Raw genomic sequence first — 26108 nt, 5'->3', positions numbered from 1 at the left:
TCTGTCCTCCTTTTTTAAATCGGGGTGACGGGACTTGAACCCGTGACCTCTGGCCCCCCATGCCAGCGCGCTACCGCCTGCGCCACACCCCGTTATGTTTTTATTTTATTACTTTTTGTACCCATCTTCAACGCAGACAGAAGAAGTTTGCTGGGTTTGAACCTCACCGTTTTCCTAGAAGGATAAACCTTTCCCCTCAGCTTCCTTACCGCTGTTCTGTCCAGTCTGAAAGTTCCAAGCCCCTGAATTCTCACCACTCCCTCTTTCTCCAAAGCACAGATGATCTCTTCCAACATCAGGTTGAGGGCCTTCCCCACTAAAGTGGGAGAAAACCCAGGGTTGTTCTGCAGAAATTTTTCTACCACCCTCCTTCTGGTCATACTCAGAGCTTAAGCTTCTTTCTGAGGATATCTCCTAAGGTAAAACCGCTTTCCGAAGATTGAGTGATGATCTCCTCCACAGGTTGTTCTTCCTTCATGCTGAGGGTTATCCTGTTGCCGGGAACGAGCTCTATTATCCTCACCTCCACCTCTTGGCCTTCTTCCAACTTGGTATCCTTGGACATTTCAGATATAGGCAGCAGACCATCTATACCCTCAGGAAACTCCAAAAAGGCTCCGAAGGTGTGCAGTGACCTCACTCTCAGCTTTACACGATCACCCACCTTGTACCTTTGCGCCACTATGTCCCAAGGATTCTGGGTGAGCTGTTTTATACCCAGCTTTATGTATCTTCCTTCCGAACCCAGTACAGCAAACTCCCTTTCTTCACCTACTTTTAGCACCTCTTCTATCCTACCCGGTCTGGTCCACGAAAGATCGCTTCTGTGAATGATGCCACGCACCTTACCTAGATCCACTATAGCGCTGGCACCCTCTATCTTCTCCACCCTACCTACCACCTTGGAGCCGACGGGGTGTTCCTTGAGGAACTCCTCCCAAGGTTTGGGAAGGGCTCTCTTTATGCTTAAGATCAAACTGCGCTTTCCTACATCCAGATCCAAAACTATGGCGGAAATGCGGTCACCCTTGTTGGGTACAGTCCCGTCGTAGGAAATCTCACTCTTAGGGACAAAACCCTCCACACCTTCTGATAGCTCTACTACGAGACCTTTCTCGTTGACCTCCACCACTCTTCCTTCTACCTTGTCTCCTTTCTTGAGGGTATCCTTTATCTTAAGCCAGGGATTTTCCTTAAGTTCTCTTAGGCTCACGAATATGAACTGACCATCTTTGGGTATCCTTTTGACCTTTACTTTGAGCCTCTCACCTACCTCCGCATAGTTGTAAGGGTTTTTGTCTCTGCCCCAAGAGAGTTCTTCTTTGGGAAGGAAAGCCCTTAAGACGCCCTGTACCAGCAGGGTTATACCTTTTTCCGGATCTATCTTTATAACCCTTCCCCAGATAACGTCTCCTTCCTTGAGTCTTTTGAGGAGCCTTTCTTTTTTAGCCTCTTTCCGTACTTCAAGGTACTCCCTTTCCGAAAGGACCACCTTAAGATCCTTTCCTTCTTGCACCAGTTGTTTTATCTTGGCCACTACGCGAGAACCTACCTTGAGCCCTTTCCTGGCGTCCTCTTTTGGCAAGAAAGCTTTCAGACCACTTATGTTCACTACAAAACCTTCTTCCGTCTTCTCCTCCACCTTTCCCTCTACAAACTTACCCTTCTCAAAGGCGTTTTTGAGAAAGCTTATAAGTCTGTCCTTTACGTACCTCTGGTAGGACAGGATGGGAGAGCCGGCTTTGGTGAATCTTACGAAAACAGCCTTTATCTCATCACCCTCCTTTATAGTCTCAGGAAGCTCTTCACGGGGTACAATGCCCTCTACTTTAAAACCTATGTCCACATAAGCGTTTCTTTCGTCCAGTTTTACCACCCTTCCTTTAACTACGTCCCCCCTCCTCAGTTCTCTTACTTCTCCCAAGTCCTCAAGAAGCTTCTCAAACTCACCCATTACTTCCTCCAGAGGATTCTATTATAGCAAAAGAAAAAAGGTCACGGTAGATATCTTTGCCGTAACCTCTGATGATATGTCGCTCTCTGGGAGGTTCTTCTACCTGTACGAAGTAAAGACAGTTGGTGACGCATTTAGAAACACATGAAGGTAACAGACCTTTATCTACCCTTCTGTAACAGTAGTCGCATTTTTCCACCTTCATGGTGTCCGGATTAAAAGTTATTGCTCCATAAGGGCATGCTATTATGCAAGCTTTACAACCTATGCAACGGGTTTCTTCCAGATATACGATACCGTCCTGACGCTTCCTCATGGCGCTGGTAGGACAGGCCAGCACACAGGGAGCCACCTCGCAGTGAAAGCAGTTCATAGGTAAAAAGAGGCTGTCCGCTGTGTCGGTAAAACCCTCCAGCCTCAGAACTTTCATAGGTCTTATGTTAGTTTGATAAAGCCCCTTCTCCTGAAGACAAGCCACTTCACAGGAGAGGCATCCCACACATCTGTCGGCATCTATGATCATAACAGGTCTTTGGAAAGGCATAGGTATCAATTATAAGCATCTGGAAAGTTCCAGCAGTAGTTGGTGATTTAGGGTATGCCCACCCCTTACGGAGACCACCTTACCTATCAGCCTTCTCCCTATAAGGGCCACGTCACCTATAAGATCCAACAGTTTGTGGCGGAGGGGCTCGTCTTCGGACCTAAGACCCTCTCTGTTGTACACAAAACCCTTTCCTAGGAGGACGGCGTTCTTGAGGCTTCCGCCTCTGGCAAGCCCTTTTCTTCTGAGAAGGGGAAGGTGATGGTCGTAACAGAAGGTACGTGCAAAGACTATGTCTCTGATGTTCCCGTCAAACTCCACACTTCTCTCATCAAAGAATCCTTCCAAATAACCTACGTAGACCGCTCTGAAGTCTTCATCAGGTTGTACCCACACACTGGCACAGCAGTTGTCCACTCTGATGATCCGTTTGACATAAAGGACCTTTTTGTCGGCATTCAAATCCACTACCGCTGTTTTGAGATGTTTGTAGAAGTAAAAACCGCTACCGTCCATGGCTGGCACTTCCTGACCCTTCTGAACCTCCACAGTTACGTTATCTATACCCAAAAGATAGAGGACCGCCATAAGGTGCTCTACCGTCTTCACCTCTCTACTCCCATCACCTAGATCGGTGGAGTGATCGGTACTCACCACATGAGTGTAAAGGGCTGGTATGTATTTACCCTTCACCAAAAACCTCACCCCTGTGTTTTCTTTCTCAGGATGTAAAAGGATCTTGCAGTGCTCTCCCGTGTGAAGACCTACACCTTCAAAGACTATACTCTCCTTTATGGTCCTCTGCCTCATCCCTCCTAAGATTTTGCAAATTTTATACCAAATTCTTCAGAAGTTCTATGAGGGCTTCTGTAGAGGGTTTGGGGAGGACTAAGGCGGGCAGACCGGTCTCCTTCTGCCACTCTTCTTTTGTAGTTTTTCCAATACACACCACCTTTTTGTCTTTGAGAAGGTGTAGACTTTGGTCCTTTTGCAAATTTGCCAAAAGTCCCTGCACTGCGGAAGGACTGGCAAGATACACCACATGGTTTCTTTCCAGAGCTCTTGAGACCTTCCCCTTTTCGTAAAGGATTATCTCTGTTTTGTACACATCCAAAGGAAAGAGGAGGAGGTTCCCTCCCTTCAAACCTTCTATAAGTTCCTCCCGCCCTGATGCGGATCTAGGTAGTAATACCTTACCACTGTGACCTCTCAGAAGTTCCACAAGACCGCGCGCTGTGTTTTCCTGAGGCACCGCCCATACCTTCAGCCCCATACTCTCCAGTTTTCTCTTGGTTTTCTCTCCTACCGCCACCAGTTTCTCGCCACCTTTAGGTCTCCACTTTTTCAGAAGGTACTCCACAGCTCTCGGACTGGCAAACACCACAAACTGGAACTCCTCATCCGGAACTGTAAAGTCCAGAGGAACCGTGCGTATCAGAGGTAGAACCTCTACTGAAAAACCCTCCCTTTCCAAAAGCTTTCTGTCCTTCTGAGCCTCTTCGTGGGGGCGCGTGATGAGAACACGCATGTTAGGACATTAAGTTAGAGTAACGAGAAACTATGTAAAGGTTGTACTTAAGGAGGGCCGATAGGCCGCTCATCAAGTTCAACACTTCTCTTAAAAGCTCCTCGTCCATACTGAGAAGTGCTTCCTGAAGCAGATCTATTAGCTCTCTCGTTTTTTCGTAAAAGCCTTGCTCCATCAAAAGGGAAGAAAAAGATTCCACGGAGGGTATCAGGATCTCCATGCAGGACATGGTGTCTATGGCTAAACCCAGTACGTGTTTCTTTTCGGCTTCCGTATCAAGAAGATCAAGGGCGTTTATTAGCTCCACCAGGAGATCAACAGCCTCAGAGCTGTAACGGAGAATATCCAGTACTGCCGAGGGAGAAAAAGGGAACTTACCACCCGCGTAGAGTACTATGTTGACACTCTTGTACTGAAGATTCAGTATCTCCTCCAGCCTCTTAAGGAAAAACCAAAGTTGTTGCATCACAGTATGTACTTGGAGACTTCCACATCCCTAGCAAGCCCTTCCAGTTTTGCCTTTACGAAACGTTCATCTATTATGATCCTCTGTCCGGAGAGTTCTGGAGCGTTGAAGGAGATGTCTTCCAGAAGCTTTTCCATAAGGGTGTGAAGTCTCCGGGCTCCTATGTTCTCCATCCTGTTGTTGACCTCTTCTGCCAGCTGAGCTATAGCTTCTATGGCATCGTCGGTAAACTCCAGCTGTACTCCCTCCGTTTTCAGAAGTTCTATATACTGCTTGGTGAGGGCGTTTCTAGGTTCCACCAAGATCCTCTTAAAGTCCTCTTTGGTGAGAGGCTTTAGTTCTACACGGATGGGAAACCTACCCTGAAGTTCGGGGATAAGGTCCGAAGGCTTAGACATATGAAAGGCACCCGCCGCTATGAAGAGGATGTGATCCGTCCTGACGGGGCCGTACTTGGTTTTAACCACTGTACCTTCCACTATAGGAAGAAGGTCCCTCTGAACACCTTCTCTGGAAACTCCTGGACCGACTCCCGGTGTCTTTATGGCTATCTTGTCAATTTCGTCTATGAATATGATGCCAAAGTTCTCCGCTCTGTAGATGGCCTCTCGTGCTACTTCCTCTTGATCTATTAGTTTTTCCGCCTCCTCCTGCTCCAGAAGGTGTAATGCTTCCTTAACCTTAACTTTCCTTCTCTTCCTTCCACTGAGAACGCCACCCAGCATGTTCCTTATCTGTTCCTCCAACTCCTCAAGACCCGGAGGTCCAGCTATACCCACTATGGGTGGCATCTTTTCCTGCACGTCTATCTCCACGTACTTTTCGTCCAACTCACCACTTCTCAGTTTCTCTCTTATTGCCTCGCGCCTGCTGAGATCTTGGGGAGATCTATGACCGAAGCTAAGCTGTTGGGGTACCAGGTAGTCCAGGATTCTCTCTTCAGCAGCTCTGCGCGCTCTTTCTCTCACACTCTGTAGTTTCTCTTGCTTAACCATCTGGTAGGAAACTTCCACCAACTCCCTCACCATGGACTCTACGTCCCTTCCTACGTAACCTATCTCCGTGTATTTGGTAGCCTCCACCTTCACAAAAGGAGCCTTTATGAGTTGGGCCAGTCTACGGGCTATCTCGGTCTTACCTACCCCGGTAGGTCCTATCATCAGAAGGTTCTTGGGTGCCACTTCGTCCCTTATATGCTCGGGTAGCTTCTGCCTCCTCCACCTGTTTCTGAGAGCTATAGCTACCGCCTTTTTGGCTTCCTCCTGTCCCACCACGTACCTGCTTAGCTCCTCCACTATGCGCGCTGGTGTAAGTTCCTCAAGGAGATCCGTTATATCTTTGGTCATAGTTCCAGCTCTCCCGTTTCGTTAAGACTTCTCACCACTTCTTCCAAAAAGGCGTCCAGATCGGCGGGGAAAGGATCCAGCGAGAACTCTACAGGAAACACCCTCTTTATCACGTCTATGGGAGGCGCACCTACTCCCAAGGAGGGTTCTACTCGCTTCGGGTTCAGGCGTACAGCATCTGTATAGGCCATACGGTAAGCGGTCCTAAGAGCTGTCTCTATGTCCTCAAATCTTCCTATCTCATCTCCCATTTCGTATAAGATCACGTTGTAGGCACTTCTCTTAAAGGATTCCCAGTCGTAGATGTCCACAATGTACCTACGCCCGTCACGTTCCACAAGTCTCACCATACTTTCTGATCTTAGATTAAAAACAAGTACGTAGTAATCTATCAGCTGTCGGTCCGCATAAACGTCGGGAAAGAAAAAGTACTCCATATGGTTTTAAAATTATACCCTGTCAAAAGGTCTGCAATGAAGGAAACTAAAGGGTACATAGAGAAGATAGTAGTGGAAGGTTTTAAGTCCTACGGTATGAACAGATTGGAGATACCTCTGGGAGAGGGTTTTACCGCTATAGTGGGGCCAAACGGTTCGGGAAAGTCCAACATAGGAGACGCCATATCCTTTGCTTTAGGTATAGCCACAGCCAGGATGCTGAGGGCCAAAAACTTATCCTATCTCATCCACACAAAGGATGGACAGAGGGCACCTTACGCCTATGTGGAGGTACACTTTAACAATTTCGGAGCTTTTCCTACAGAGGACTCTCATGTGGTGATATCCCGTAAGGTTTATCCCGATGGGAGGAGCGTGTTCCGTATAAACGGTCAGTGGGTTAGAGAGAAGGACCTGAAGGAGTTTTTGGCTGCGGCAGGTATATACGAAAATGCCTACAACGTGGTTCTCCAGGGTGATGTGGTGCGTTTTGTGAAGATGACACCTGTGGAGCGTAGAAAACTGATAGAGGAGATCTCTGGAGTTGGTGAGTACGAGGAGAAAAAGCAGAAAGCATTGGCAGATCTGGGAGATGTGGAGTTGAGGATAAGGGAGTTAAGACTTCTCATGGATGAGCTAGAAGTACACATGGAGAAACTGAAGGAAGAGGTGAGGAAGTTGGAAGAGTACAGAGAGCTGGAGGAAAGAAGGAGGGAGCTTCAGATAAAGTTGCTGGTTAAGGAAGCCCAGCAGATAAAAACCCAACTGGAAACCATTGAATCTAAGGAGAAGGTCCTGAGAGAAGAGTTAGCCTCCTTAAGGCAGCAGGAGGAGGAAAAACAAGGAGAGTTAAACCTATTGGAGGAGAAACTAAAGGAGCTTAGGGAAAAGTTACTGCCTCACAGAGAGATGGTGGGAAGGCTAAGCCAGAAACTGGAAAGTATAAGTAACCGCCTTCAACAGATCGCCAGGACCAAGGAGGAACTTTTGGATCAGCGCACCACACTGGAACGTCAGCTGGAACACCTGAAACATGACGCCGACAGACTAAGAATAGAGAAGGAGGATCTGGCTCACCAACTCATCCAAAGGGAAGAGGAACTAACAGAGGACGAAGTTATGTTGGAAGAACTACAGAAGACCCTTCAGGAAAAGGAGAGCTTCCTAAAGGCATCCTTCGGTGAACTGGAAAGCGTGGAGGAACGCATAAAGAAACTGGAAGGGACACTGCGTCACAAGAAGGATCAGTTATCTCAGCTGGAGATAAAGATAAAAGACATTCAGCTAAGGATAGAGAGACTAGAAGAGGAACTGCAAAACACAGAAAGAGAGTTAGAATCCCTCAAAGAAGGCTCCAAAGACTCTGTTTTACAGAAGGAAAACTTCATCCAAATGCTCCAAAAAGAGGAACAGATGGTGATCCTCAAGAAGAGGGAACTGGCAGATCTGGAGGATCATCTCCGTAAAAGGAGAGAAGAGAGGGAGAATCTTCTGAAGGAGATAGCTGTCCTGGAGTCCAAAATAAGGGACTTGGAGCTGACGCACCTTCCCTTTGAGGACATAAGGGGTGTGTATGGGAGGGTTTCTGATCTTATAAGGGTTAAGGATAGTCTTTACATAAGAGCCATAGAGGTGGCAGGGGGATCAAGGTTGTCCTACGTCATTGTGGAAGATGAGGACGTGGCTCAGGAATGTATCAGAAGACTTAAGGAACTCAAGGGAGGTAGAATGAGTTTTATACCTCTCAAGAGGATAAGGGATGTACAACTTCCTCCCTATCCCCGTGTGCGGGGATACGTAGACTTTGCCATAAGACTGGTAGAGTACGATCCCCGTGTGGAGAAAGCGATAAAGTTCGTTTTTGGAGATACCCTCGTGGTAGAAGATTACGAAAGGGCAAAAGCCATAGGAATAGGTCTGTACCGTATGGTCACCTTAGAGGGTGAGCTTTTTGAGAAAAGCGGGATAATAACGGGTGGGTATACAGATTACGGAGGGTATCTAGGGGCAGAGTCCTACAGGAGGAAGCTGGAGGAACTTCTTAAGAGGAAGGAGAGGGATGACAGAGCTCTTGTGGAACTGGAGGAGAAGGTATCCACCTTGAGGAAAGAGGTTCTGGAGAAAGAAGGGGTTATCCACATACTTCGCAGGAAGATAGAAGAACTTCAGGAGAGGGATAAGGAGACCTTTGAGAAGATAAAACAGTTGGAGATAAAGCTGGCCAAAGGGAAGGAGTACATGCGTCATCTTGTGGAACAAGAAGAAAGGCTCCTGTTGGAAAAGAGGAGTTTGGAGGAAGAGATACCCACCCTTAGGGAGAAGCTGGACAACTTAGTGTTGAGGAGGTCCGATATTCTACAGCACTACAGGAGTTCGGGAATAGAGGAACTGCGCCAGCATTACGAGAGAGAGAGGAAAAGGATAGAGAGAAAGAGGGAGGAGATCTTCTCTTTGAAGTTGAAGCTACAGCAGCTGGAGGCAGAGATCCAAACTCTGGAAAAGGAGATAGGTCTAAGGGAAGTATCCTTAGAGGAGGTCTCTTCCCGATGGAACAGCTTAGAGGAAGAGGAGGTGGCTCTCATAACTGAAAGGGATAGATTAGAAGAACAACTGAGAGAGCTTAACTCTACCGCTTACGAGATGTATCGTAGGAAGGATGCGTTGGAAGATGAACTGAGACAGCTTACTTCGTTCCTCGGTATGTTGAGGATGGAGAGGGAGAAGAAGGAGGAGGAACTTCACCAAATGGATAAGGAGAAGGTACGTTGGGAAGAAAGGTACGAGGAGATAAAAGGTAGACTTAGAGAGTTGGGTTTTGAAGGCGAAGGTTTTGAAGTACAGGAGAGTTTCCAAAAACTGCGTGACCAACTTCAGAAACTACAGAGCAAACTGGAGGCTTTGGGAAGTATCAACATGAAGGCAGAAGAGGACTACAGGGAGTATAAGGAGAGGCATCAAGAGTACCAAGAGCGGTACAGTAAACTTAAGGAGGAGAAGGAATCCATAATACGCCTCATAGAGGAGTTAGATACCAAGAAGTTGAAAGCTTTTATGTCGGCCTACAACAGCATAAACAGAAACTTACGCCGGATATTCTCCCAGCTGTCGCCCGGTGGAACCGCTTACATGGTTCTGGAAAAGGAGGAGGATCCCCTGTCGGGAGGTATTCACCTGGTGGTGAAGCCTAGAGGAAAGGAGGTACAGTATCTTGAGGCCATATCGGGAGGAGAAAAAACTCTCGCCGCTCTTTCTCTCATCTTTGCCATACAGGAGTACAGACCGTCCATATTCTACTACTTTGATGAAGTGGATGCTCATTTAGACGAGGTCAACGCGCGCCGTGTAGGAGAGTTAATCAGAGAAAGATCCTCGTATGCCCAGTTTATAGTGGTGACCCTCAGGGAAGTTCTGGCCTCCTACGCCCACCGACTCATAGGTGTATCCAGCAGAGGGGGAACGTCTCGCGTGTTCCCCCTCAGGAACATTACTCAGATGGTTGGCTCACAAGAGCTTCCAGATTCTCCTTCTTCTTGATAGGCCTTATGTAAGGTTTGTCATCTTTTACCTTTATCTCCACCAGCTCCACATCTGCCAGGTTACCTTTTATGAGCTCCTCTGCAAGGAGATCCTCCACGTGGCGCTGAAGAGCTCTTTTTATGCTTCTCGCACCGTATTCAGGTTTGTACTCTTTCTCTATGAGCCAGTCTACAAAGCTCTTGTGGAGTTTGACCTTTACACCCCAGTCGGTAAGGCTCCTGTTGATCTCCGCCACCTGCAGGTCCAGAATCTTCACTATATCCTCCTTCTCCAGAGGCCTGTACACGATTATCTCATCCAACCTGTTGAGAAACTCGGGGCTGAAGGTTCTCTTTACCTGTTCCAAAACGTTCTTCTTCATCTGTTCAAAGTCTATCATGCCGAACTTTTGCTCGAAGCCCATCTTTCCACCCTGCACTATCAACCTGGCACCCAGGTTAGAAGTCATGATGATGATGGTGTTGGAAAAGTCTACTGTCCTTCCCATAGCATCGGTGAGTCTTCCATCATCGAAGATCTGTAGGAATATGTTAAACACATCTGGATGAGCCTTTTCTATCTCGTCAAAGAGAAGAACAGAGTAGGGTCTCCTACGTACCTTTTCGGTGAGCTGCCCACCTTCTTCGTAACCTACGTAACCGGGAGGTGCACCTACAAGGCGGGAGACGGTGTGTTTCTCCATATACTCTGACATGTCGAACCTGATGAGAGCGTCTTCTGTACCAAAGAGATACTCGGCCAGTGCCTTAGCCGTCTCCGTTTTACCTACACCTGTAGGACCTAAGAACAGAAACACACCTATAGGTCTGTGTCTGCCTTTGAGACCTACCCGTGATCTTCTTATAGCCCTAGCCACGGCTTTTATGGCTTCGTCCTGTCCTACCACCCTCTTCTTGAGCTCCTCCTCTATGTGTAGGAGTTTTTCCATGTCGCTCTCGTGTACCCTCTTGACGGGTATACCTGTCCAGCGTGCTACCACCTCCGCCACGTCCTCCTCCGTCACCTTAGGTCTGTTGTGGGCCATCTCTTGTTTCCACTTCATCTTAAGGTTCTCCAGCTTGGCCCTCAATCTCAGCTCCTCATCTCTGAGTCTCGCTGCCCTCTCGTAGTCCTGTTCACTGGCTGCCTCATCCTTCTCAGCCTCTATCTGCTTTATTCTTTCCTCCAACTCTTGTAGCTCAGGAGGTAACTGGTAAGCCCTCAGCTTCACAAGGGAGCCGGCTTCGTCCATGACGTCTATGGCCTTGTCGGGGAGATGTCTTTCGGTAATGTAGCGCTCCGAAAGAATCACCGCCTTCTCTATAGCCTGCGGTGTGTACTCTACGTTATGGAACTCCTCAAACTTGGGCTTGAGACCATAAAGGATCTGTATGGTGTCCTCTACCGTAGGTTCCTCTACAAGGACAGGTTGAAACCTTCTTTCCAAAGCACCGTCCTTCTCTATGTACTTCCTGTACTCATCCAAGGTGGTGGCACCTATAACCTGTATTTCTCCCCTTGCCAAAGCAGGTTTAAGCATGTTGGAGGCATCTATAGAACCTTCCGCAGAACCTGCACCCACCAACGTGTGAATCTCATCTATGAAAAGTATCACGTTGGGAGCTTTCTCCAACTCCTTCAGTATGTTCTTAAGGCGCTCCTCAAACTGACCTCTGTACTTGGTGCCTGCCACAAGAGCTGCCAGGTCCAGAGCCACTATCCTCTTGTTAAGGAGTGGTTCGGGAACTCTCCTCTCCGCTATCCTTTGAGCCAGACCTTCCACTATAGCTGTTTTACCTACGCCCGGATCACCCAAAAGAACCGGGTTGTTCTTTCTACGTCTCACCAGTATCTGTATGACCCTCTCTATCTCCCTGTCCCTTCCTATGACAGGATCCAGTTTACCCTCTCTCGCCATCTGGGTAAGATCCCTTGAGAACCTATCCAGGTTAGGTGTGGGAGCGTACTTAACGCTTTCCTGAGGAGGAAGCTCTCCCAGTATCTGTAGCACCTCTCTCCTCACCGAGTACTCATCCAAGCCAAATCCCCTCAGTATCCTTCCGCCAAGACCTGTCTTCTCTCTCACTACGCCTATCAGAAGGTGTTCGGGACCAACAAACTGATGATGGAGTATACGGGCCTCTTCCACCGCGAACTCAAGGACCCTTTTGGCATCGGGAGCAAAGAGAACCTCTCCGGAGTTACTTCCCCTCGTCACCTGACCCATTATGGCCTTTCTTACCCTATCGGGTGTGAGACCAAAACGGGAAAGGATGAGGGTAGGCAGATCTTCGTCCTTTATAAGGGCAAGCAGTATATGTTCACTACCTAGGTAAGTGTGCCCCAGTTCAAGGGCCTCTTCCCTTGCTTGCAGGATAACTTGTCGAGCCTTTTCAGTAAACTTCTCAAACATGGCCTTTACCTCTCCTATAGGATATAAAGATAGTGGAGCTGAACCCTTTGGCAACGTTCAGAAAAGTGACGTATTTTCTTTATGATACACAGGTGGCTTGCCGCATAGGGAAGGTGCCCTATCCTTCCTGACACCTTCTGATAAACTTATACCTTCCATCAGAGGTAAAGGAGGTAGCCATGAAGGTCATAAAGCGTTCGGGAAGAAGGGAGGAGTTGGATATATCCAAGATACGCATAGTGATAGATTTTGCTTGTGCCGGACTGGATGTGGATCCCCTTGAGCTGGAGATGGATGCCCAGATACAGTTTCGGGACAACATCACCACTCGTGAGATTCAACAGCTTCTTATAAGGACCGCGGCAGAGAAGGTGTCTCCGGAAACGCCCGACTGGACCTATGTGGCGGCAAGACTCCTACTGTACGATCTTTACAAAGATGTAGGGCATCTACGTGGTTACAAGGTGAAGGACAAGATAAACGGAAAGTACAGACCCTATAACCCTGAGTCTTTCTATCACCTTATAAAAACTTACACAGACAGAGGCATATACGGAGGCTATCTTCTGGAAAACTACACCAAGGAAGAGATAGATCAGCTGGCTCAATACATAAAGCCTGAGCGGGACCTTCTCTTTAACTACACGGGTATAAAAGTTCTGTCGGACAGATATCTGGTGAGGGACGAGGAAGGAAGGATCATAGAGCTTCCTCAGGAGATGTACATGCTCATAGCTATGACCTTAGGTATTGCGGAGAAAAAAGAGGAACGCCTTGAGTGGGTCAAAAAGTTCTACGATGTTCTCAGTCAGCACTACGTATCTCTGGCAACTCCCACCATGATGAACGCTCGGAGAACTCACACCCAGCTCTCCTCCTGCTTTGTTCTTACAGTAGACGATGATCTTTACGATATTTTTGACAACGTTCAGAAGGCTGCTCAGATATCTAAGTTTGCGGGAGGTTTAGGAATATACCTGGGTAAGATAAGGGCTACCGGAGCTCCCATAAGGAAGTTCAGAGGTGCCAGCAGCGGTGTGCTTCCTGTGGTGAAGATCATCAACGATGTGATGGTTTATGTGGATCAGTTGGGTATGAGAAAGGGGTCTGCCAGCATAACCTTGGACATCTGGCACAAGGATGTCCTGGATTTTCTGGAGGTAAAAACCAACGTGGGTGATGAGAGAAAGAAGGCCCACGACATACACCCTGCGGTAGCCATTCCCGATCTCTTTATGGAGAGAGTCAGAAGAAGGGAAAAATGGACGCTGATGGACCCCTACTACTGCAAGAAGGTCAAGGATGGGAAAAACCTGGAAGACTTTTACGGCAAGGAGTTTGAGGAGGTCTACCTTCGTTTAGAGAAGGAGCTTCCGCCCTATGCCAAAAGGGAGGTGGACGCCTGGGAGCTCTGGAAACGCCTCCTTACCGTTATCTTTGAGACAGGAGAACCTTACATTTTCTTCAGGGATACCGCCAACTACCTGAATCCCAACAAGCACTGTGGTATGGTTTACTCATCAAACCTGTGCATGGAGATTATACAGAACATGTCGGTGACCACTCACGAGGAGGACATCTTGGAGGAGGATGGCAGGATAACCCACAGGAAAAGGTCAGGGGACGTGGTGGTTTGCAACTTAGGTTCCATCAATCTGGGTCTGGTGTACACGGCGGAGGATCTGGCTAAGGTGATGCCTGTTCTGGTGAGGATGCTGGATAACGTCATCTCCATCAACTTTTACGCCATAAAGGAGGCAGAGTACACCAACAAGCGCTATAGAGCTATAGGCATAGGTGTGTCCAACTACCACTACTGTCTTGTGAAGAACGGTATTCAGTGGGAGTCTGAGGAACATATTAAGTTTGCTGATGCCCTCTTTGAGAGGATAGCTTACTACGCCATAAAGGCCAGCTGTGATCTTGCCAAGGAGAGAGGCAAATATCCTCTCTTTGATGGATCTGACTGGAGCAAGGGTATATTCTTCGGAAGAACACCCGAAGAAAATCAGCAGGAAAGTGTAAAGAACGGAAACCATCTGGACTGGATAGGACTAGCTAAAGAGGTGAAAGAGCATGGTCTCAGAAACGGTTATCTGCTGGCTGTTATGCCAACAGGCAGTACATCCCTCATCATAGGTGCCACAGCTTCTGTAGATCCCATATTTGCTAAGTTTTACAAAGAGGAGAACATGTCAGGCATACTACCCCAGGTCCCACCCGAGATAAAGAAGTACTTCTGGCATTACAAGTCTGCATACCACATAGATCAGGAATGGAGTATAAGAGCAGCGGCAGCTCGCCAGAAATGGATAGATCAATCCCAGTCTTTTAACCTCTACATAGATCCTGAAAAGATAGATGGTCCCACCCTCTCGCACCTTTACCAGCTAGCTCACCAGTTAGGACTGAAGACGGTCTACTACTGCAGAAGTAAGTCCATAACTGACATAGAAGAGTGTGAGAGCTGCAGTACTTAAAGGAGGTATCGCCATGGAGAAGCCCCTTATTTTTAATCCAGAGGGTGATAGAGAGGCCAGTAAGAGGAGGATTATCAAAGGTAATCCTACCAACATAATGGAGCTCAACAACGTAAAGTACCAATGGGCCTTTGACCTTTACAAAACTATGGGATTTACCAACTTCTGGATACCTGAAGAGATATCTATGATGGAAGATCGCAAGCAGTACGAAAGGGTGTTGTCTGCTCACGAAAAGAGAGCTTACGAGATGGTTCTGAGTTTTCTCATAGCTCTGGATTCCTATCAGGTGAACATGCTTAAAGAGTTTGCGAGGTTTTTGACCGCTCCTGAACTCACCATGGCCATAACCGCCCAGGAGTTTCAAGAAGCACTACACTCCTACTCCTACCAGTTTATCCTGGAGAGTGTGGTGGATCCTGTGAAGGCAGACGAGATATACAACTACTGGAGGGAGGACAAGGTGCTTATGGAAAGGAACCGTGTGATAGCGGACCTTTACAACGACTTTGTAAGAAAGCAGGACGAAGAAACATTCCTGAAGGCGGTTTTTGGTAACTACGTGCTGGAAAGTCTTTACTTTTACTCAGGCTTCGCCTTCTTCTACACCCTTGGAAGACAAGGCAAAATGCTCAGTACCGTGCAGCAAATCAAGTACATAAACAGGGACGAACTTACCCACGTATCCCTCTTCCGAAACATAATCCTCACCCTGAAGAAGGAGAATCCAGAGCTCTTCACACCGGAGATGGAAAAATGGGTGAAGGAGTTCTTCCGATACGCGGCCTCTGAAGAGATAAAGTGGGGGCAGTACGTTACCAGAAACCAGATACTGGGTATAAATGACCAGCTTATAGACAGGTACATTAAGTACCTTGCCAACCTCAGACTCACCCAGATAGGGTACGAACCTGTCTTCCCCGATGTTACCGAAAACCCCATGAAGTGGATAGACACATTCAGAACCATCAACGACACCAAAACAGACTTCTTCCAGGCCAAACCTCAAACTTATGCCAAAAGAAGCGAGTTAAAGTGGTGATCTTTCTTATATTTTTATAGCTATGTACAGGAGGATGCTGAAATCCAAGATACATAGAGCGAGAATAACAGGCTGTGAGCTTCACTACGAAGGCAGCATAGCCATAGACGAGAGTCTGCTCAGAGCCTCCAACATCCTTCCCTTTGAACAGGTGGACGTTTATAATGTCAACAACGGTGCCCGTTTCAGTACCTACGTTATACCTGCTCCTCCAGGCTCTGGAGAAGTTAGGCTAAACGGTGCAGCTGCGCGCCTAGGCATGCCGGGAGATATCGTCATCATAGCATCCTATTGTATGGTGGACGAGGTGTCCCTCCAGCTGGGTACCTTCAGACCGGTGATGGTTTACGTAAACGAAGATAACCGTATAACTAGCGTGAAGGAGATAACGGACCTGTGGGCTGGTTTAGACTTTTCGGAGAAAAGGGTGGCCTTCTGAAAGCCCTCGGTCTTTGGGACTGGTACGAGAAACTTTCTCCTCAGCAACAGAAGAAGGTAAAGTATTATTTCTCCCTAAAGACCATAAAGAACATTCGCTTTCCCCACAGAGCCAAGGATTTTGATAGAGGTGAGGTAAAAACCCTCTACACACCCAGAACCTTCTTGGGAAGCATAGCGCAGATGGCCCTTTTAGAAGGTGATTACCCAACTGCCGAGTGGCTATACTTGGAAGCTCTAAGGATAGAAGGTACACCTTACGAAGCTCACCTTATCCTTAACGACCTTGTACTACTGGCTCAAAAGCTCAAAGATTTCGAAAAAATGGAGAAGTACGCTCAGCTGGACGTGGATCTGTTTCAGGAGTATGCTGAAGAGCTGAAGGAGAAGAACGGTGGGAGGTTTCCTCAGATAAACAGCTTTGAGGTTCTCATATACCTAAAGGAGAGGAAGGGGGATATAGAAGGTGCCCTGTCCTTACTGGATAGGATGATCTCCCTTGGCATTCCCCACCCCTTTGCCGATGAGGTAAGACAGAGACTTTTGTCTCGCAAAAGACTATAATATAGATCATCTATTTTTAATCCCTGAGAAGGAGGATCCCATGGCTAAAGGTACTGTAGCTTACAAGATACTACAGCAGCATCTGGTCAGCGGCAGGTTAGTGCCAGGAGAGGAGATAGCCATAAAGATAGATCAGACTCTCACTCAGGACGCTACCGGTACCATGGCTTACCTTCAACTGGAAGCCATGGGAATAGACAGAGTCAAGACGGAACTTTCCGTAAGTTACATAGATCACAACATGTTGCAGACCGACTACAAGAACCCAGATGACCACAAGTATCTCATGACGGTGGCTAAAAGGTACGGTATATACCTCTCCAAACCCGGTAACGGCATATGCCACCAGGTACACCTGGAAAGGTTTGCAAAACCAGGAAAAACATTGTTGGGATCCGATTCCCATACTCCCACAGCGGGTGGTATAGGTATGCTGGCCATAGGGGCGGGAGGACTGGACGTAGCAGCCGCTATGGCGGGAGAACCCTTTTATATGAAGATGCCCAAGATAGTGGGTGTACATCTGAAGGGGAAGCTACCTCCGTGGGTAACTGCTAAGGATATCATCTTGGAACTTCTCAGAAGGCTAACCGTGAAGGGTGGTCTGGGTAAAATCTTCGAGTACTTCGGTGAAGGTATAAGGGAACTATCGGTGCCCGAGAGGGCCACCATCACCAATATGGGAGCAGAACTGGGAGCTACCACCTCCATCTTTCCCTCCGATGACATCACGAGAGCCTACCTGAGGGCACAGGGAAGAGAGGAGGACTGGATAGAACTACTGCCTGACCCTGATGCCCAGTACGACGAAGTGATAGAACTGGACCTTTCTTCCCTTGAGCCTCTCATAGCTTGTCCTCACTCTCCTGACAACGTGGTACCTGTAAGGGAGGTAGAGGGTATAAAGGTGGATCAGGTGGTCATAGGCTCCTGCACCAACTCCTCTTTTGTGGATCTTACACGTGCCGCCAAACTGTTGGAAGGTAGGAAGGTGCACCCTGATGTGGTGTTTGCTGTAGCGCCTGGTTCCAAGCAAGCCCTTGAGCTCATAACCCAAAACGGTGCCTTACTCTCTTTCCTGAAAGCGGGAGCCAGGATCCTGGAAACCGCCTGTGGACCTTGCATAGGCATGGGTTTTGCGCCACCTTCCGGTGGTGTTTCGGTGAGGAGCTTCAACAGGAACTTTGAGGGTAGATCTGGAACACCCGATGCCAAGGTATATCTGGCGTCTCCGGAAGTCTGTGTAGCCTGTGCTATAGCAGGAGAGATCATAGATCCCCGTAAGCTGGCACAGAAGGAGAAGATAACGTGGGTCAAGGTGGAGATGCCTGAGCGCTTCCCGTACGGTGATGAGGCCATTATAGAACCTCTTCCGGAAGAAGAGGCCAAGAAGGTGGAGATATACAGAGGTCCCAACATAAAACCCCTACCCCAGTTTGACCCCTTACCCGAAACCCTGGAGGCAGAAGTAAGCCTGATAGTGGGAGACAACATAACCACCGACCACATAATGCCCGCAGGAGCCAAGATACTGCCCTTAAGATCCAACATATACGCCATAAGTGAGTACGTGTATCACTATGTGGATCCTGAGTTTGTGGCAAGAGCCAAGAAGATAAGGGACGAAAAGAAGAAGTTCAGCGTGATAATAGGTGGTGAGAACTACGGACAGGGATCTTCGAGGGAACATGCTGCTCTCGCTCCAAGGTTTTTGGGTGTGAGGGTGGTTATAGCCAAGTCCTTTGCACGTATTCATCACGCCAATTTGGTAAACTTTGGAATACTTCCCCTGGAGTTTGTGGACAAAGAAGACTACAACAAGTTCTCTTTGGGAGACGAGATATACATCCCTGAGCTTTACGAGAGCCTCAATTCAGGAAAAGAACTGGTGGTGATAAACAAAACAACAGGCCACGAGATTCTCTGCAGATACAACCTTACACCTAAGCAGGTGTCGGTACTTATGGCAGGTGGTCTTCTTAACTGGATCAAGAACAAGCAGGGGGTTAAGGTATGAAGATGAGGAAGGTAGTCTCCGTTGTAGGAGCAGGCAACGTAGGAGAACACACCGCCAGCTTACTGGCCATCAGAGGTCTGGTGGATGTTCGTATGTTTGATTTACCTAAAAGGGATGGGGAGAGGCTTATAGAACCCGTGAAAGGTAAAGCCCTGGATATACAGCAGATGCTCTCGGCTCTCAACATAGACGGTAGAGTGGAAGGATACACAGTAAGCCCAGAAGGAGATGGCTACGAAGCCTTAGAGGGGAGTGATATAGTAATCATAACAGCCGGCTTTCCCAGAAGGCCGGGGATGTCCCGTGAGGACCTGTTAGATAAAAACATAGGGGTTCTCCAGGTAATAACCAGCAAGATAAAGCAGTATGCGAAGGATGCCATTGTCATAGTAGTGACAAACCCTGTGGATCTTATGACATACGCCGCTTACAGAATGCTGGGGTTCCCAAAGGAGAGGGTTATAGGAATGGCAGGTGTGCTGGACTCTGCTCGTTTCAAGACCTTCATATCAAGAGAGATAAAGGTGTCGCCCCAAGACATTCACGCTTATGTGATAGGTGGGCACGGTGATGAGATGGTACCTCTCATATCTATATCCAACGTAGGTGGTATACCCTTAAAGGACATGTTGAGCAAGGAAAAACTCAACGAGCTTATAAAACGCACCCAGTTCGGGGGAGGTGAGATAGTGGATCTTATGGGTACATCTGCGTACCATGCGCCCGCTGCCTCCATAGTGGAGATGGTGGAAGCCATAGTGACCGATAACAAGAGAATACTTCCGTGTTCCGTATACCTGGAAGGTGAGACAGGTGAGTATTACGGTGTGGAAGGTTTCTGCGTGGGTGTCCCGGTAAAACTTGGCAACTGCGGTGTGGAGGATATAATTAAGATTCCTATGCTACCGGAAGAAAGAGAGATGTGGCAGAGATCTGTTGAGTCGGTCAGAAGAAACGTGAAAACGGTGGAGGAATTACTCAATGCGAGAAGTGCGGTATGAAGATATAGTGGAGGCGGTGAAGGATATAGCGTTAAAAGCCAACTACTGTCTTCCGGAAGATGTGGAGCTGGCCTTTTCGGTAGCTCTTGAGAAAGAAGAATCGGAGCTGGGTAAGGAGGTTCTCAGACAGATCCTTCTGAACGCCAGGACAGCTCGAGAGGAACTTATGCCTTACTGTCAGGATACTGGTGTAGCGGTGGTTTTTGTGGACATAGGTCAGGATGTCCACGTAGTGGGTGGAAGCTTGGAGGATGCCATAAACGAAGGGGTGAGGAGAGCGTACACGGAGGGCTACCTCAGGGCTTCCATGGTGTACGACCCCGTTTTCTCCAGAAAGAACACGGGAGACAACACGCCTGCCATAATACACTACAGGGTGGTACCGGGAGATAAGATTAAACTGACCTTTGCTCCAAAAGGTGCAGGGTCAGAAAACACGTCACGCCTTGCTATGCTGAAGCCTGCGGATGGCTGGGAGGGTGTGAAGAGGTTTGTTTTAGAAACCGTTAAACTGGCAGGTCCCAACGCGTGTCCTCCCTTCACTGTGGGTGTGGGTATAGGTGGTAACTTTGAGTTCTGCGCCCTCCTGGCCAAGAGAGCCCTGCTGAGGCCGGTAGGTGAGAGAAGTCAGGATCCTGTGGCTCGCCGTATAGAAGAAGAGCTAATAGAGGAGATCAACATGCTGGGTTGGGGCCCAATGGGTTTCGGTGGGACCACCACCGCCATAGATGTCAAGGTGGAACTCTACCCCTGTCATATAGCTTCCCTTCCTGTGGCCGTCAACATACAGTGCCACGCGTCACGTCACGCCTCTGTAGAGCTGTGAAGTACCTACTCCTACTGGCTATGATAGGTGCTATCTCCCTCCTGTTTCTGTCAGGATTTGTCTTCAGGCTTCTCAGGTATAATAAGAGGATCAGGTGATGAGGAAACTGAGACAGAAGCACGAAGAGTATGCGGTGGAGAGCATACTGGCAGAACTGAGGGAGAACTTATGGCTGAAGGAACTGGATGAAGGGAAGAGGGAGAAGATCCTCAAGCTGGTGGAACGTCTCCTCACCCTTCTCTTCACCAAAGAAAACGTTCACAGAAGGGCTTTCAATACCTTAGGGAGGAAATTCTTACTGCTGGCGGTTCCCGACACCTTTCTCACGGATCTGTATACCTGGCTACGTGATCTACATGTGGTGGAAGATACGTCCCGCTTGGACACCGCCTTTTCTGAGATGCTAAAACCTTACGTGAAGGTTCTCGTAATGGATGAGGATCTGGGAAAAACTGAGGGTATACAAATTCTGAGCCTCCTGGCTCAACTGAAGGAGATACATGTTAAGCACTTTAAGGACACCGTTCTGGCACTCATGGAGGGTAGAGTACCTAACGTAGAGATAAAAGCAGAGCCCTGTCCCTTTGAGAGGCTTCTCACAGAAAAGATTCCTTCGTATCTTCTCAACAGCGACCCCTTTAGGAGGATCCTTCTTGTACACCGTATGTACCACACGGCGCTGGAGCGCACCGTTTCTTCAAAACTCCGGCAGCCGGATCAACTCTACAACAGTATAAAGGAGATGGATAACTACTCCAAGACTCTTCTCCATCTCATCCAGGAGGAGATGCTGGCAGTCTTATCGGGTTTTGTCATAAAGGATCCTCTCACAGGGCTTTATAGCAGGCAGTATCTAGAGGATTACCTCAACAAAGAGATGAGCAGAGTAAAGAGACACAAACTGGTGATAAGCTTACTCTTCATAGATTTAGACGATTTTAAATGGGTGAACGATACTTACGGGCACATGGTGGGTGATGTGGTCTTAAAGTCCTTTGCCTCCCTTTTGAAGGAAAATCTACGCAGTGGTGATATACCTGTGAGGTATGGTGGGGATGAGTTTGTGGTGATCCTTCCTCACACATCCGCAGAAGGGGCTATGGTGGTGGCGGAGAGGATAAGAAGAGCTGTGGAGAATCATGTTTTTGAGGCTCACAACGTGTCCATTAAACTGACGGTGAGTATAGGTGTTACGCCACTGAAGGAGGAGGATGACGTAACCTCCTTCCTGGAGAGGGCAGACAGGGCCATGTACTGTGCCAAAAGGGAAGGAAAAAACAGGGTTGTACTGCTGAATGATTGAGGTGCTTCTTCTCTCTCTCTACACCGGATCCCTCTTTATGCTGGTGAGCGTTGTAGCACCCGTGTTACTCAGAGAGAAAGAGTACAAGGATCTAGCAGGTAGATTTTACGGTAGGATACTGGCCAGATTTTACATGGTGGCTCTGTCTTTGTTGATGCTGAAGATTGTTCTGGGTGGTTTAAAGCTCATGGACATTGTCCTTCTTTCACTGCTCTTACTGAGTTATTCTCTCTCCTTGTATATGAAGAAAGAGAAGAGGAAGTTAGGTAACATAGACCTTATATCTGTCCATCATCCCATGAGGGTACGTTTCAGAAGACTCTCTTATCTGTCTCTTTCCCTCTTCTTGCTGCAGTTTTTTGTGGCTATGTACCATCTTTTTCACACAGTAAATGAACACAAGGCTGGGGAAATAGCGCCTGCCGGGTACATCCTCAGCCTAAAGGGCGCTATACAAATAGCCCGGCACCGGACAGAGTACGTCCGGTCAGAAAGGTGTGCATGCAAAACTACAGGATAAACAGACAGATAAGGGCAAAGGAGGTTAGGCTTATCGATGAGACGGGAAAGCAGATAGGCATAGTACCGTTGCAAGAGGCTCTGAAGATAGCGGAAGAGAGGGGGTTGGATCTGGTGGAAGTGGCTCCAAATGCTAACCCTCCCGTATGCAAACTGCTGGACTACGGTAAGTTTCTTTACGAACTTAGAAAGAAAGAGAAAGAGGCTCGTAAGAAACAGAAAGAACACTCTATGGAAGTGAAGGATATTATGATGAACCCGCGCATAGATGAACATGACCTTAAGGTGAAGCTAAAACACATGAGGGAGTTCCTCGAGGACGGAGATAAGGTGAGGGTGAGGATAAGGTTCAGGGGTAGGGAAAATTTACACCCCGAACTGGGAGATCGTCTGGTACAGAGAATACTGGAAGAACTCTCCGACGTGAGTCAGCTGGAATCTCCTCCCAAGAAGGAGGGAAACTTTCTGTCCTTCGCTTTACTTCCCAAGAAAAAGTAAATGGTGGAGCGGAGGGGATTCGAACCCCCGACCTCCTACACGCCAAGCAGGCGCTCTCCCACTGAGCTACCGCCCCTACCTTATATTAACTATTATACCCTAAGAAGAACCTGTGGCAACTGGTAACCCTCGGACTCTTCCACTATTCCTCGCTCATGAACCTGTTTATCCACCCTGCTGGGTTCAAGATGGGAAATGATGTAGTCCATAGCTTTGTAGGCCTTGGCCGGATCTCCACACGTGTACACGTCTACCGTGGCAAGACCGTGTTCTGGCCACGTGTGAATGGAGATGTGGGACTCCGCCAATAGAACCACACCTGTGGCACCGTGAGGTTGAAACTGATAGTAGTGAGAGGAGATCTTGGTAAGGCCGGCCACCTTCACCGCCGTTTCCAGCAGGTGTCTTATGTCTTCCACCCTGTCTATGAGTTCAGGGTTTACACCGTGCAGGTCCGCTATGATATGCAGTCCGAGGGCTTTTGCCATTTCTTCTCCTCCTTGTCAAGATTTTTGAGAAGTTTAAAAAGCCACCACATGTCAAACCTCCTTTCAAACAGAAGATACATTATAATACACTTTATGAAAAAATCAACAGGTAAAAGCCGCCTCAGACCCACTTCCTCCCTCGTAAAACAGGCTGTCTTTAACATACTGGGGGATATAAGGGAGAAGCTTTTCTTGGATTTGTTTGCAGGTACAGGTCAGATAGGTATGACGGCTTTGGAGAGGGGTGCAAGGGTTATTTTTGTGGAAAAAAATCAGAAACTTGCCGAAATTATAAAGGGAAAGGTTGGGAAAAATGTCTACAAAATGGATGCACTACAGTTCCTAATCGGTATGAATGAGGAGGCTGATATAATATTTGCAGATCCACCTTATGACTACAAAAATTACGAAAAACTCATAGAATTATCCATAAAAAAGCTGAAACCTGGGGGCATCTTTATATTGGAGCACAGAAAAGACAAAAACTTCGGTGCCCATGAGGTAAGAAGGTACGGGGATACCGTACTCTCCATATGGAGGAAGGAACATGACGAAGGTGGTTTATCCGGGAACTTTTGACCCTCCCCATCTGGGACACTTGGATATAGTAAGAAGAAGCTGCGCAGTGTTCGACGAGGTGATAGTGGCGGTGGCCAAAAGCCCTCGCAAGAACCTCCTCTTTTCGGTAGAGGAGCGAGTGGATATGTTCGCCAAGATGGTGGAAGATCTTCCCAACGTAAAGGTAAGGTGGTTTGAGGGTCTTCTGGTAGACTTCATGAGAAGGGAGAACATAAGGCTCATCGTGCGAGGCGTCAGACTTTTTACAGACTTTGAGTACGAACTTCAGATAGCCCTAAACAACTTCAAACTGGCCGGTGTAGAGACGGTATTCATGATGCCATCTCAAGAGTACATCCATATAAGTTCCACCATCGTGAGGGACATAGCTTCTTACTGCGGTTGTGTGTCAGGCCTAGTACATCCTTATGTGGAGGTGAAACTTCGTGAAAAGTTCAACTGTCCCTAACCTTTACACTCCACACCTTCCCTGTCTATGTACTCCTTCATGGCCCTTACCGCTTCCTGTCCTGTGAGGAGATCCTTAAGATCCCTTTCCAAATTGACCGGTTTTATTCTGGCGATCCAGCCCTCTCCGTATGGGTCATCGTTTATGAGATCCGGCTGATCGAAGAGTTTCTCGTTCCGTTCCACCACCTCACCCTCTATGACGGCGGGTATAGGACCTGTCCATTTACCACTTTCCAGAGAAGCTATAGGTTTTCCTTTCGGAACATGTTTACCGGGAGGCTTTATACGTACGTTCACCATCCTACCGGCTCGTGTCTGTCCCACGTCGGTGGCACCAACCCTTACGGTGCCATCTTCCTCCAGCTTATACCAAACCTGGTTTTCTATGTCATAGTAAAGGTCTTCCGGTATCTTACACCCTCTGTATTCCATAGCACTGATGTATTTTAATATGTAGCACCATGTTTGTGGATCGGGTGAAGATATGGGTAAAGGGCGGAAGAGGTGGAGATGGAGCGGTAGCCTTCCTCAGAGAAAAGTACAGACCCTTTGGAGGACCTGCCGGAGGTGATGGAGGGAACGGGGGGAGCGTGATTTTAGTGGGCACATCCAGAAAGCATACTCTCTTGGACTTTAAGTACAAGAAACATTTCAAAGCTAAAGATGGAGAACACGGTAAAGGGAAGAACCAACATGGAAAAGACGGAGAGGATCTGGTGCTAGAAGTTCCCCTTGGGACTGTAGTGAAGGATGCATTAACTGGTGAGGTGATCTGTGACATAGTGGAGGAGGGTCAGAGATGTGTGGTGGCAAAGGGAGGAAGAGGTGGTAGAGGTAACGCAAGGTTCGCTACACCCACCCATCAGGCACCCAGGTACGCAGAGAAAGGACAGGAGGGAGAAGAGCGCTGGATAATACTGGAGCTGAAACTTATAGCGGATGTAGGTCTCGTAGGGCTTCCCAACGCAGGAAAATCCACCCTAATCTCTAAACTTACGAGAGCAAGACCAAAGATAGCTGACTATCCCTTTACCACTCTGAGTCCTGTGCTAGGTGTTTTAGAGATAGACGAAGAGAGAAGACTTGTACTGGCCGACATACCTGGACTCATAGAAGGTGCCTCTCAAGGAAGAGGACTGGGACACGAGTTTTTACGCCACATAGAAAGAACGAGGATCCTCCTTCACCTTGTGGATATATCGGACGGTGCCAGTATGGATCCTGTGGAGGCTTTCAGGATAGTAAACAAAGAGCTAGGCGAGTACAGTGAGGAACTTCTCAAGAAACCACAGATAGTGGTGGGGACAAAACTGGACGCTCTCAGCGACAGGACAAAACTGGATACTTTGAAAAGAACCTTTGAAGACATGGGATATCCCTTTCTGGCTGTGTCTGCCGTTACCGGTGAGGGCCTTGATCAACTGGTGGATACCTTGTGGAGTGTGTATGTAGGAACTGTCAAACATGTTGCATAAATTCTCAGCTGGATTATAATAAAGTATAGCCCCGGGCTTAGCCAAATGTAAAAAGTATCAAGGATTTATAGCGTTTTTAGGTCCGGGGCTGCTATCTATCCAAAAAAGTTTAATTTTTCATAGTGGACAATGCATACACAAGGTCATGTAGGAGAATTTATTTTACATTATCTGCAAACACTAAAAAACAGGTTTAGATATCTACAGCAAAGCGTTGAAAGACA

At 47.9% G+C, this 26108-nt stretch carries 25 protein-coding genes and 2 tRNA genes; 14 read left to right on the top strand and 13 right to left on the bottom strand.

Annotation, left to right across the window (positions count from 1 at the left end; all coding sequences use genetic code 11):
* Positions 1-19: 19 nt before the first annotated feature.
* From THAL_RS03525 to THAL_RS03485, 9 genes are all read right to left on the bottom strand, one after another.
* Positions 20-92, bottom strand: a tRNA-Pro gene (locus tag THAL_RS03525).
* Positions 93-380, bottom strand: a complete 288-nt coding sequence (locus THAL_RS03520) for an HU family DNA-binding protein (RefSeq protein ID WP_012991739.1) — start codon at positions 378-380, stop codon at positions 93-95. It abuts the tRNA gene before it with no gap.
* Between the two features lie 2 nt (positions 381-382).
* A complete protein-coding gene (locus tag THAL_RS03515) occupies positions 383-1954 on the bottom strand; it encodes a S1 RNA-binding domain-containing protein (RefSeq protein WP_012991738.1) in 1572 nt (523 codons plus the stop codon).
* On the bottom strand, positions 1947-2498 hold the full coding sequence (locus THAL_RS03510) for a 4Fe-4S dicluster domain-containing protein (RefSeq protein WP_012991737.1): 552 nt from the start codon (positions 2496-2498) through the stop codon (positions 1947-1949). Before THAL_RS03510 ends, THAL_RS03515 begins: the two co-directional genes overlap by 8 nt.
* Positions 2499-2507: 9 nt before the next feature.
* A complete protein-coding gene (lpxC, locus tag THAL_RS03505; protein WP_012991736.1) occupies positions 2508-3308 on the bottom strand; it encodes a UDP-3-O-acyl-N-acetylglucosamine deacetylase in 801 nt (266 codons plus the stop codon).
* A 22-nt stretch (positions 3309-3330) separates the two neighbouring features.
* Positions 3331-4026, bottom strand: coding sequence for a uroporphyrinogen-III synthase (locus tag THAL_RS03500; RefSeq protein WP_012991735.1), 696 nt, complete (start codon positions 4024-4026; stop codon positions 3331-3333).
* Position 4027: 1 nt separating this feature from the next.
* Positions 4028-4492 (bottom strand): hypothetical protein, encoded by a 465-nt coding sequence (locus THAL_RS03495; RefSeq protein WP_012991734.1) that lies wholly within the window; start codon positions 4490-4492, stop codon positions 4028-4030.
* Positions 4492-5838, bottom strand: coding sequence for an ATP-dependent protease ATPase subunit HslU (gene hslU, locus THAL_RS03490; RefSeq protein WP_012991733.1), 1347 nt, complete (start codon positions 5836-5838; stop codon positions 4492-4494). The genes THAL_RS03495 and hslU overlap by 1 nt, the downstream gene beginning before the upstream one ends.
* Positions 5835-6275: a hypothetical protein gene (locus THAL_RS03485; protein ID WP_012991732.1), complete on the bottom strand. Its 441-nt coding sequence runs from the start codon at positions 6273-6275 to the stop codon at positions 5835-5837. The genes hslU and THAL_RS03485 overlap by 4 nt, the downstream gene beginning before the upstream one ends.
* Positions 6276-6311: 36 nt before the next feature.
* On the opposite strand from THAL_RS03485, the gene smc reads away from it, so the two are divergent.
* Positions 6312-9809, top strand: a complete 3498-nt coding sequence (gene smc / locus THAL_RS03480) for a chromosome segregation protein SMC (protein ID WP_012991731.1) — start codon at positions 6312-6314, stop codon at positions 9807-9809.
* On the opposite strand, the gene THAL_RS03475 is transcribed toward smc, so the two are convergent.
* Positions 9760-12204, bottom strand: a complete 2445-nt coding sequence (locus THAL_RS03475) for an ATP-dependent Clp protease ATP-binding subunit (protein ID WP_012991730.1) — start codon at positions 12202-12204, stop codon at positions 9760-9762. The two genes, smc and THAL_RS03475, sit on opposite strands and share 50 nt — an antisense overlap.
* A gap of 179 nt (positions 12205-12383) precedes the next feature.
* On the opposite strand from THAL_RS03475, the gene THAL_RS03470 reads away from it, so the two are divergent.
* The 10 genes from THAL_RS03470 (at position 12384) to infC (ending at position 22892) form a co-directional block, all read left to right on the top strand.
* Positions 12384-14684: a ribonucleoside-diphosphate reductase subunit alpha gene (locus THAL_RS03470; protein WP_012991729.1), complete on the top strand. Its 2301-nt coding sequence runs from the start codon at positions 12384-12386 to the stop codon at positions 14682-14684.
* 13 nt (positions 14685-14697) lie between these two features.
* Positions 14698-15726 (top strand): ribonucleotide-diphosphate reductase subunit beta, encoded by a 1029-nt coding sequence (locus tag THAL_RS03465; RefSeq protein ID WP_012991728.1) that lies wholly within the window; start codon positions 14698-14700, stop codon positions 15724-15726.
* Positions 15727-15748: 22 nt separating this feature from the next.
* A complete protein-coding gene (gene panD, locus THAL_RS03460; RefSeq protein WP_012991727.1) occupies positions 15749-16165 on the top strand; it encodes an aspartate 1-decarboxylase in 417 nt (138 codons plus the stop codon).
* Positions 16123-16728 (top strand): hypothetical protein, encoded by a 606-nt coding sequence (locus THAL_RS03455; protein WP_012991726.1) that lies wholly within the window; start codon positions 16123-16125, stop codon positions 16726-16728. The genes panD and THAL_RS03455 overlap by 43 nt, the downstream gene beginning before the upstream one ends.
* 40 nt (positions 16729-16768) lie before the next feature.
* The gene (locus THAL_RS03450; RefSeq protein WP_012991725.1) at positions 16769-18745 is read left to right on the top strand and encodes an aconitate hydratase; all 1977 of its coding nucleotides are present in this window, start codon (positions 16769-16771) and stop codon (positions 18743-18745) included.
* Complete coding sequence (mdh, locus tag THAL_RS03445; RefSeq protein ID WP_012991724.1) at positions 18742-19746, top strand: malate dehydrogenase; 1005 nt, start codon at positions 18742-18744, stop codon at positions 19744-19746. The genes THAL_RS03450 and mdh overlap by 4 nt, the downstream gene beginning before the upstream one ends.
* The gene (locus THAL_RS03440; protein WP_012991723.1) at positions 19727-20572 is read left to right on the top strand and encodes a fumarate hydratase; all 846 of its coding nucleotides are present in this window, start codon (positions 19727-19729) and stop codon (positions 20570-20572) included. Before mdh ends, THAL_RS03440 begins: the two co-directional genes overlap by 20 nt.
* A 97-nt stretch (positions 20573-20669) precedes the next feature.
* Positions 20670-21875: a GGDEF domain-containing protein gene (locus THAL_RS08185; protein WP_012991722.1), complete on the top strand. Its 1206-nt coding sequence runs from the start codon at positions 20670-20672 to the stop codon at positions 21873-21875.
* Entirely contained in the window at positions 21868-22395 is a 528-nt protein-coding gene (locus THAL_RS03430) for a hypothetical protein (protein ID WP_012991721.1), read from the top strand. Before THAL_RS08185 ends, THAL_RS03430 begins: the two co-directional genes overlap by 8 nt.
* Positions 22377-22892 (top strand): translation initiation factor IF-3, encoded by a 516-nt coding sequence (gene infC / locus THAL_RS03425; protein ID WP_012991720.1) that lies wholly within the window; start codon positions 22377-22379, stop codon positions 22890-22892. Before THAL_RS03430 ends, infC begins: the two co-directional genes overlap by 19 nt.
* A gap of 1 nt (position 22893) precedes the next feature.
* Here infC and THAL_RS03420 read toward each other — a convergent pair.
* Positions 22894-22968 (bottom strand) — tRNA-Ala (locus tag THAL_RS03420).
* 16 nt (positions 22969-22984) lie between these two features.
* Positions 22985-23380 (bottom strand): adenosylmethionine decarboxylase, encoded by a 396-nt coding sequence (gene speD / locus THAL_RS03415; protein ID WP_012991719.1) that lies wholly within the window; start codon positions 23378-23380, stop codon positions 22985-22987.
* A 48-nt stretch (positions 23381-23428) separates the two neighbouring features.
* Here speD and THAL_RS03410 point away from each other — a divergent pair, with 48 nt between their 5' ends.
* Both THAL_RS03410 and coaD read left to right on the top strand, forming a co-directional pair.
* Positions 23429-23959, top strand: a complete 531-nt coding sequence (locus THAL_RS03410) for an RsmD family RNA methyltransferase (protein ID WP_245522247.1) — start codon at positions 23429-23431, stop codon at positions 23957-23959.
* The gene (gene coaD / locus THAL_RS03405) at positions 23928-24407 is read left to right on the top strand and encodes a pantetheine-phosphate adenylyltransferase (RefSeq protein ID WP_012991717.1); all 480 of its coding nucleotides are present in this window, start codon (positions 23928-23930) and stop codon (positions 24405-24407) included. Before THAL_RS03410 ends, coaD begins: the two co-directional genes overlap by 32 nt.
* Here the strand turns inward: coaD and gcvH are convergent.
* Complete coding sequence (gcvH, locus tag THAL_RS03400; protein ID WP_012991716.1) at positions 24404-24841, bottom strand: glycine cleavage system protein H; 438 nt, start codon at positions 24839-24841, stop codon at positions 24404-24406. The two genes, coaD and gcvH, sit on opposite strands and share 4 nt — an antisense overlap.
* A gap of 29 nt (positions 24842-24870) precedes the next feature.
* On the opposite strand from gcvH, the gene obgE reads away from it, so the two are divergent.
* Complete coding sequence (obgE, locus tag THAL_RS03395) at positions 24871-25884, top strand: GTPase ObgE (RefSeq protein WP_012991715.1); 1014 nt, start codon at positions 24871-24873, stop codon at positions 25882-25884.
* The last annotated feature ends 224 nt before the right edge of the window (positions 25885-26108 follow it).

Origin of the sequence: Thermocrinis albus DSM 14484, from assembly GCF_000025605.1 — a bacterium.
GTDB classification, from domain to species: Bacteria; Aquificota; Aquificia; order Aquificales; family Aquificaceae; genus Thermocrinis; species Thermocrinis albus.
Note: the sequence above shows the minus strand (reverse complement) of the source record. Positions and strands in the feature narration are given on the sequence as shown.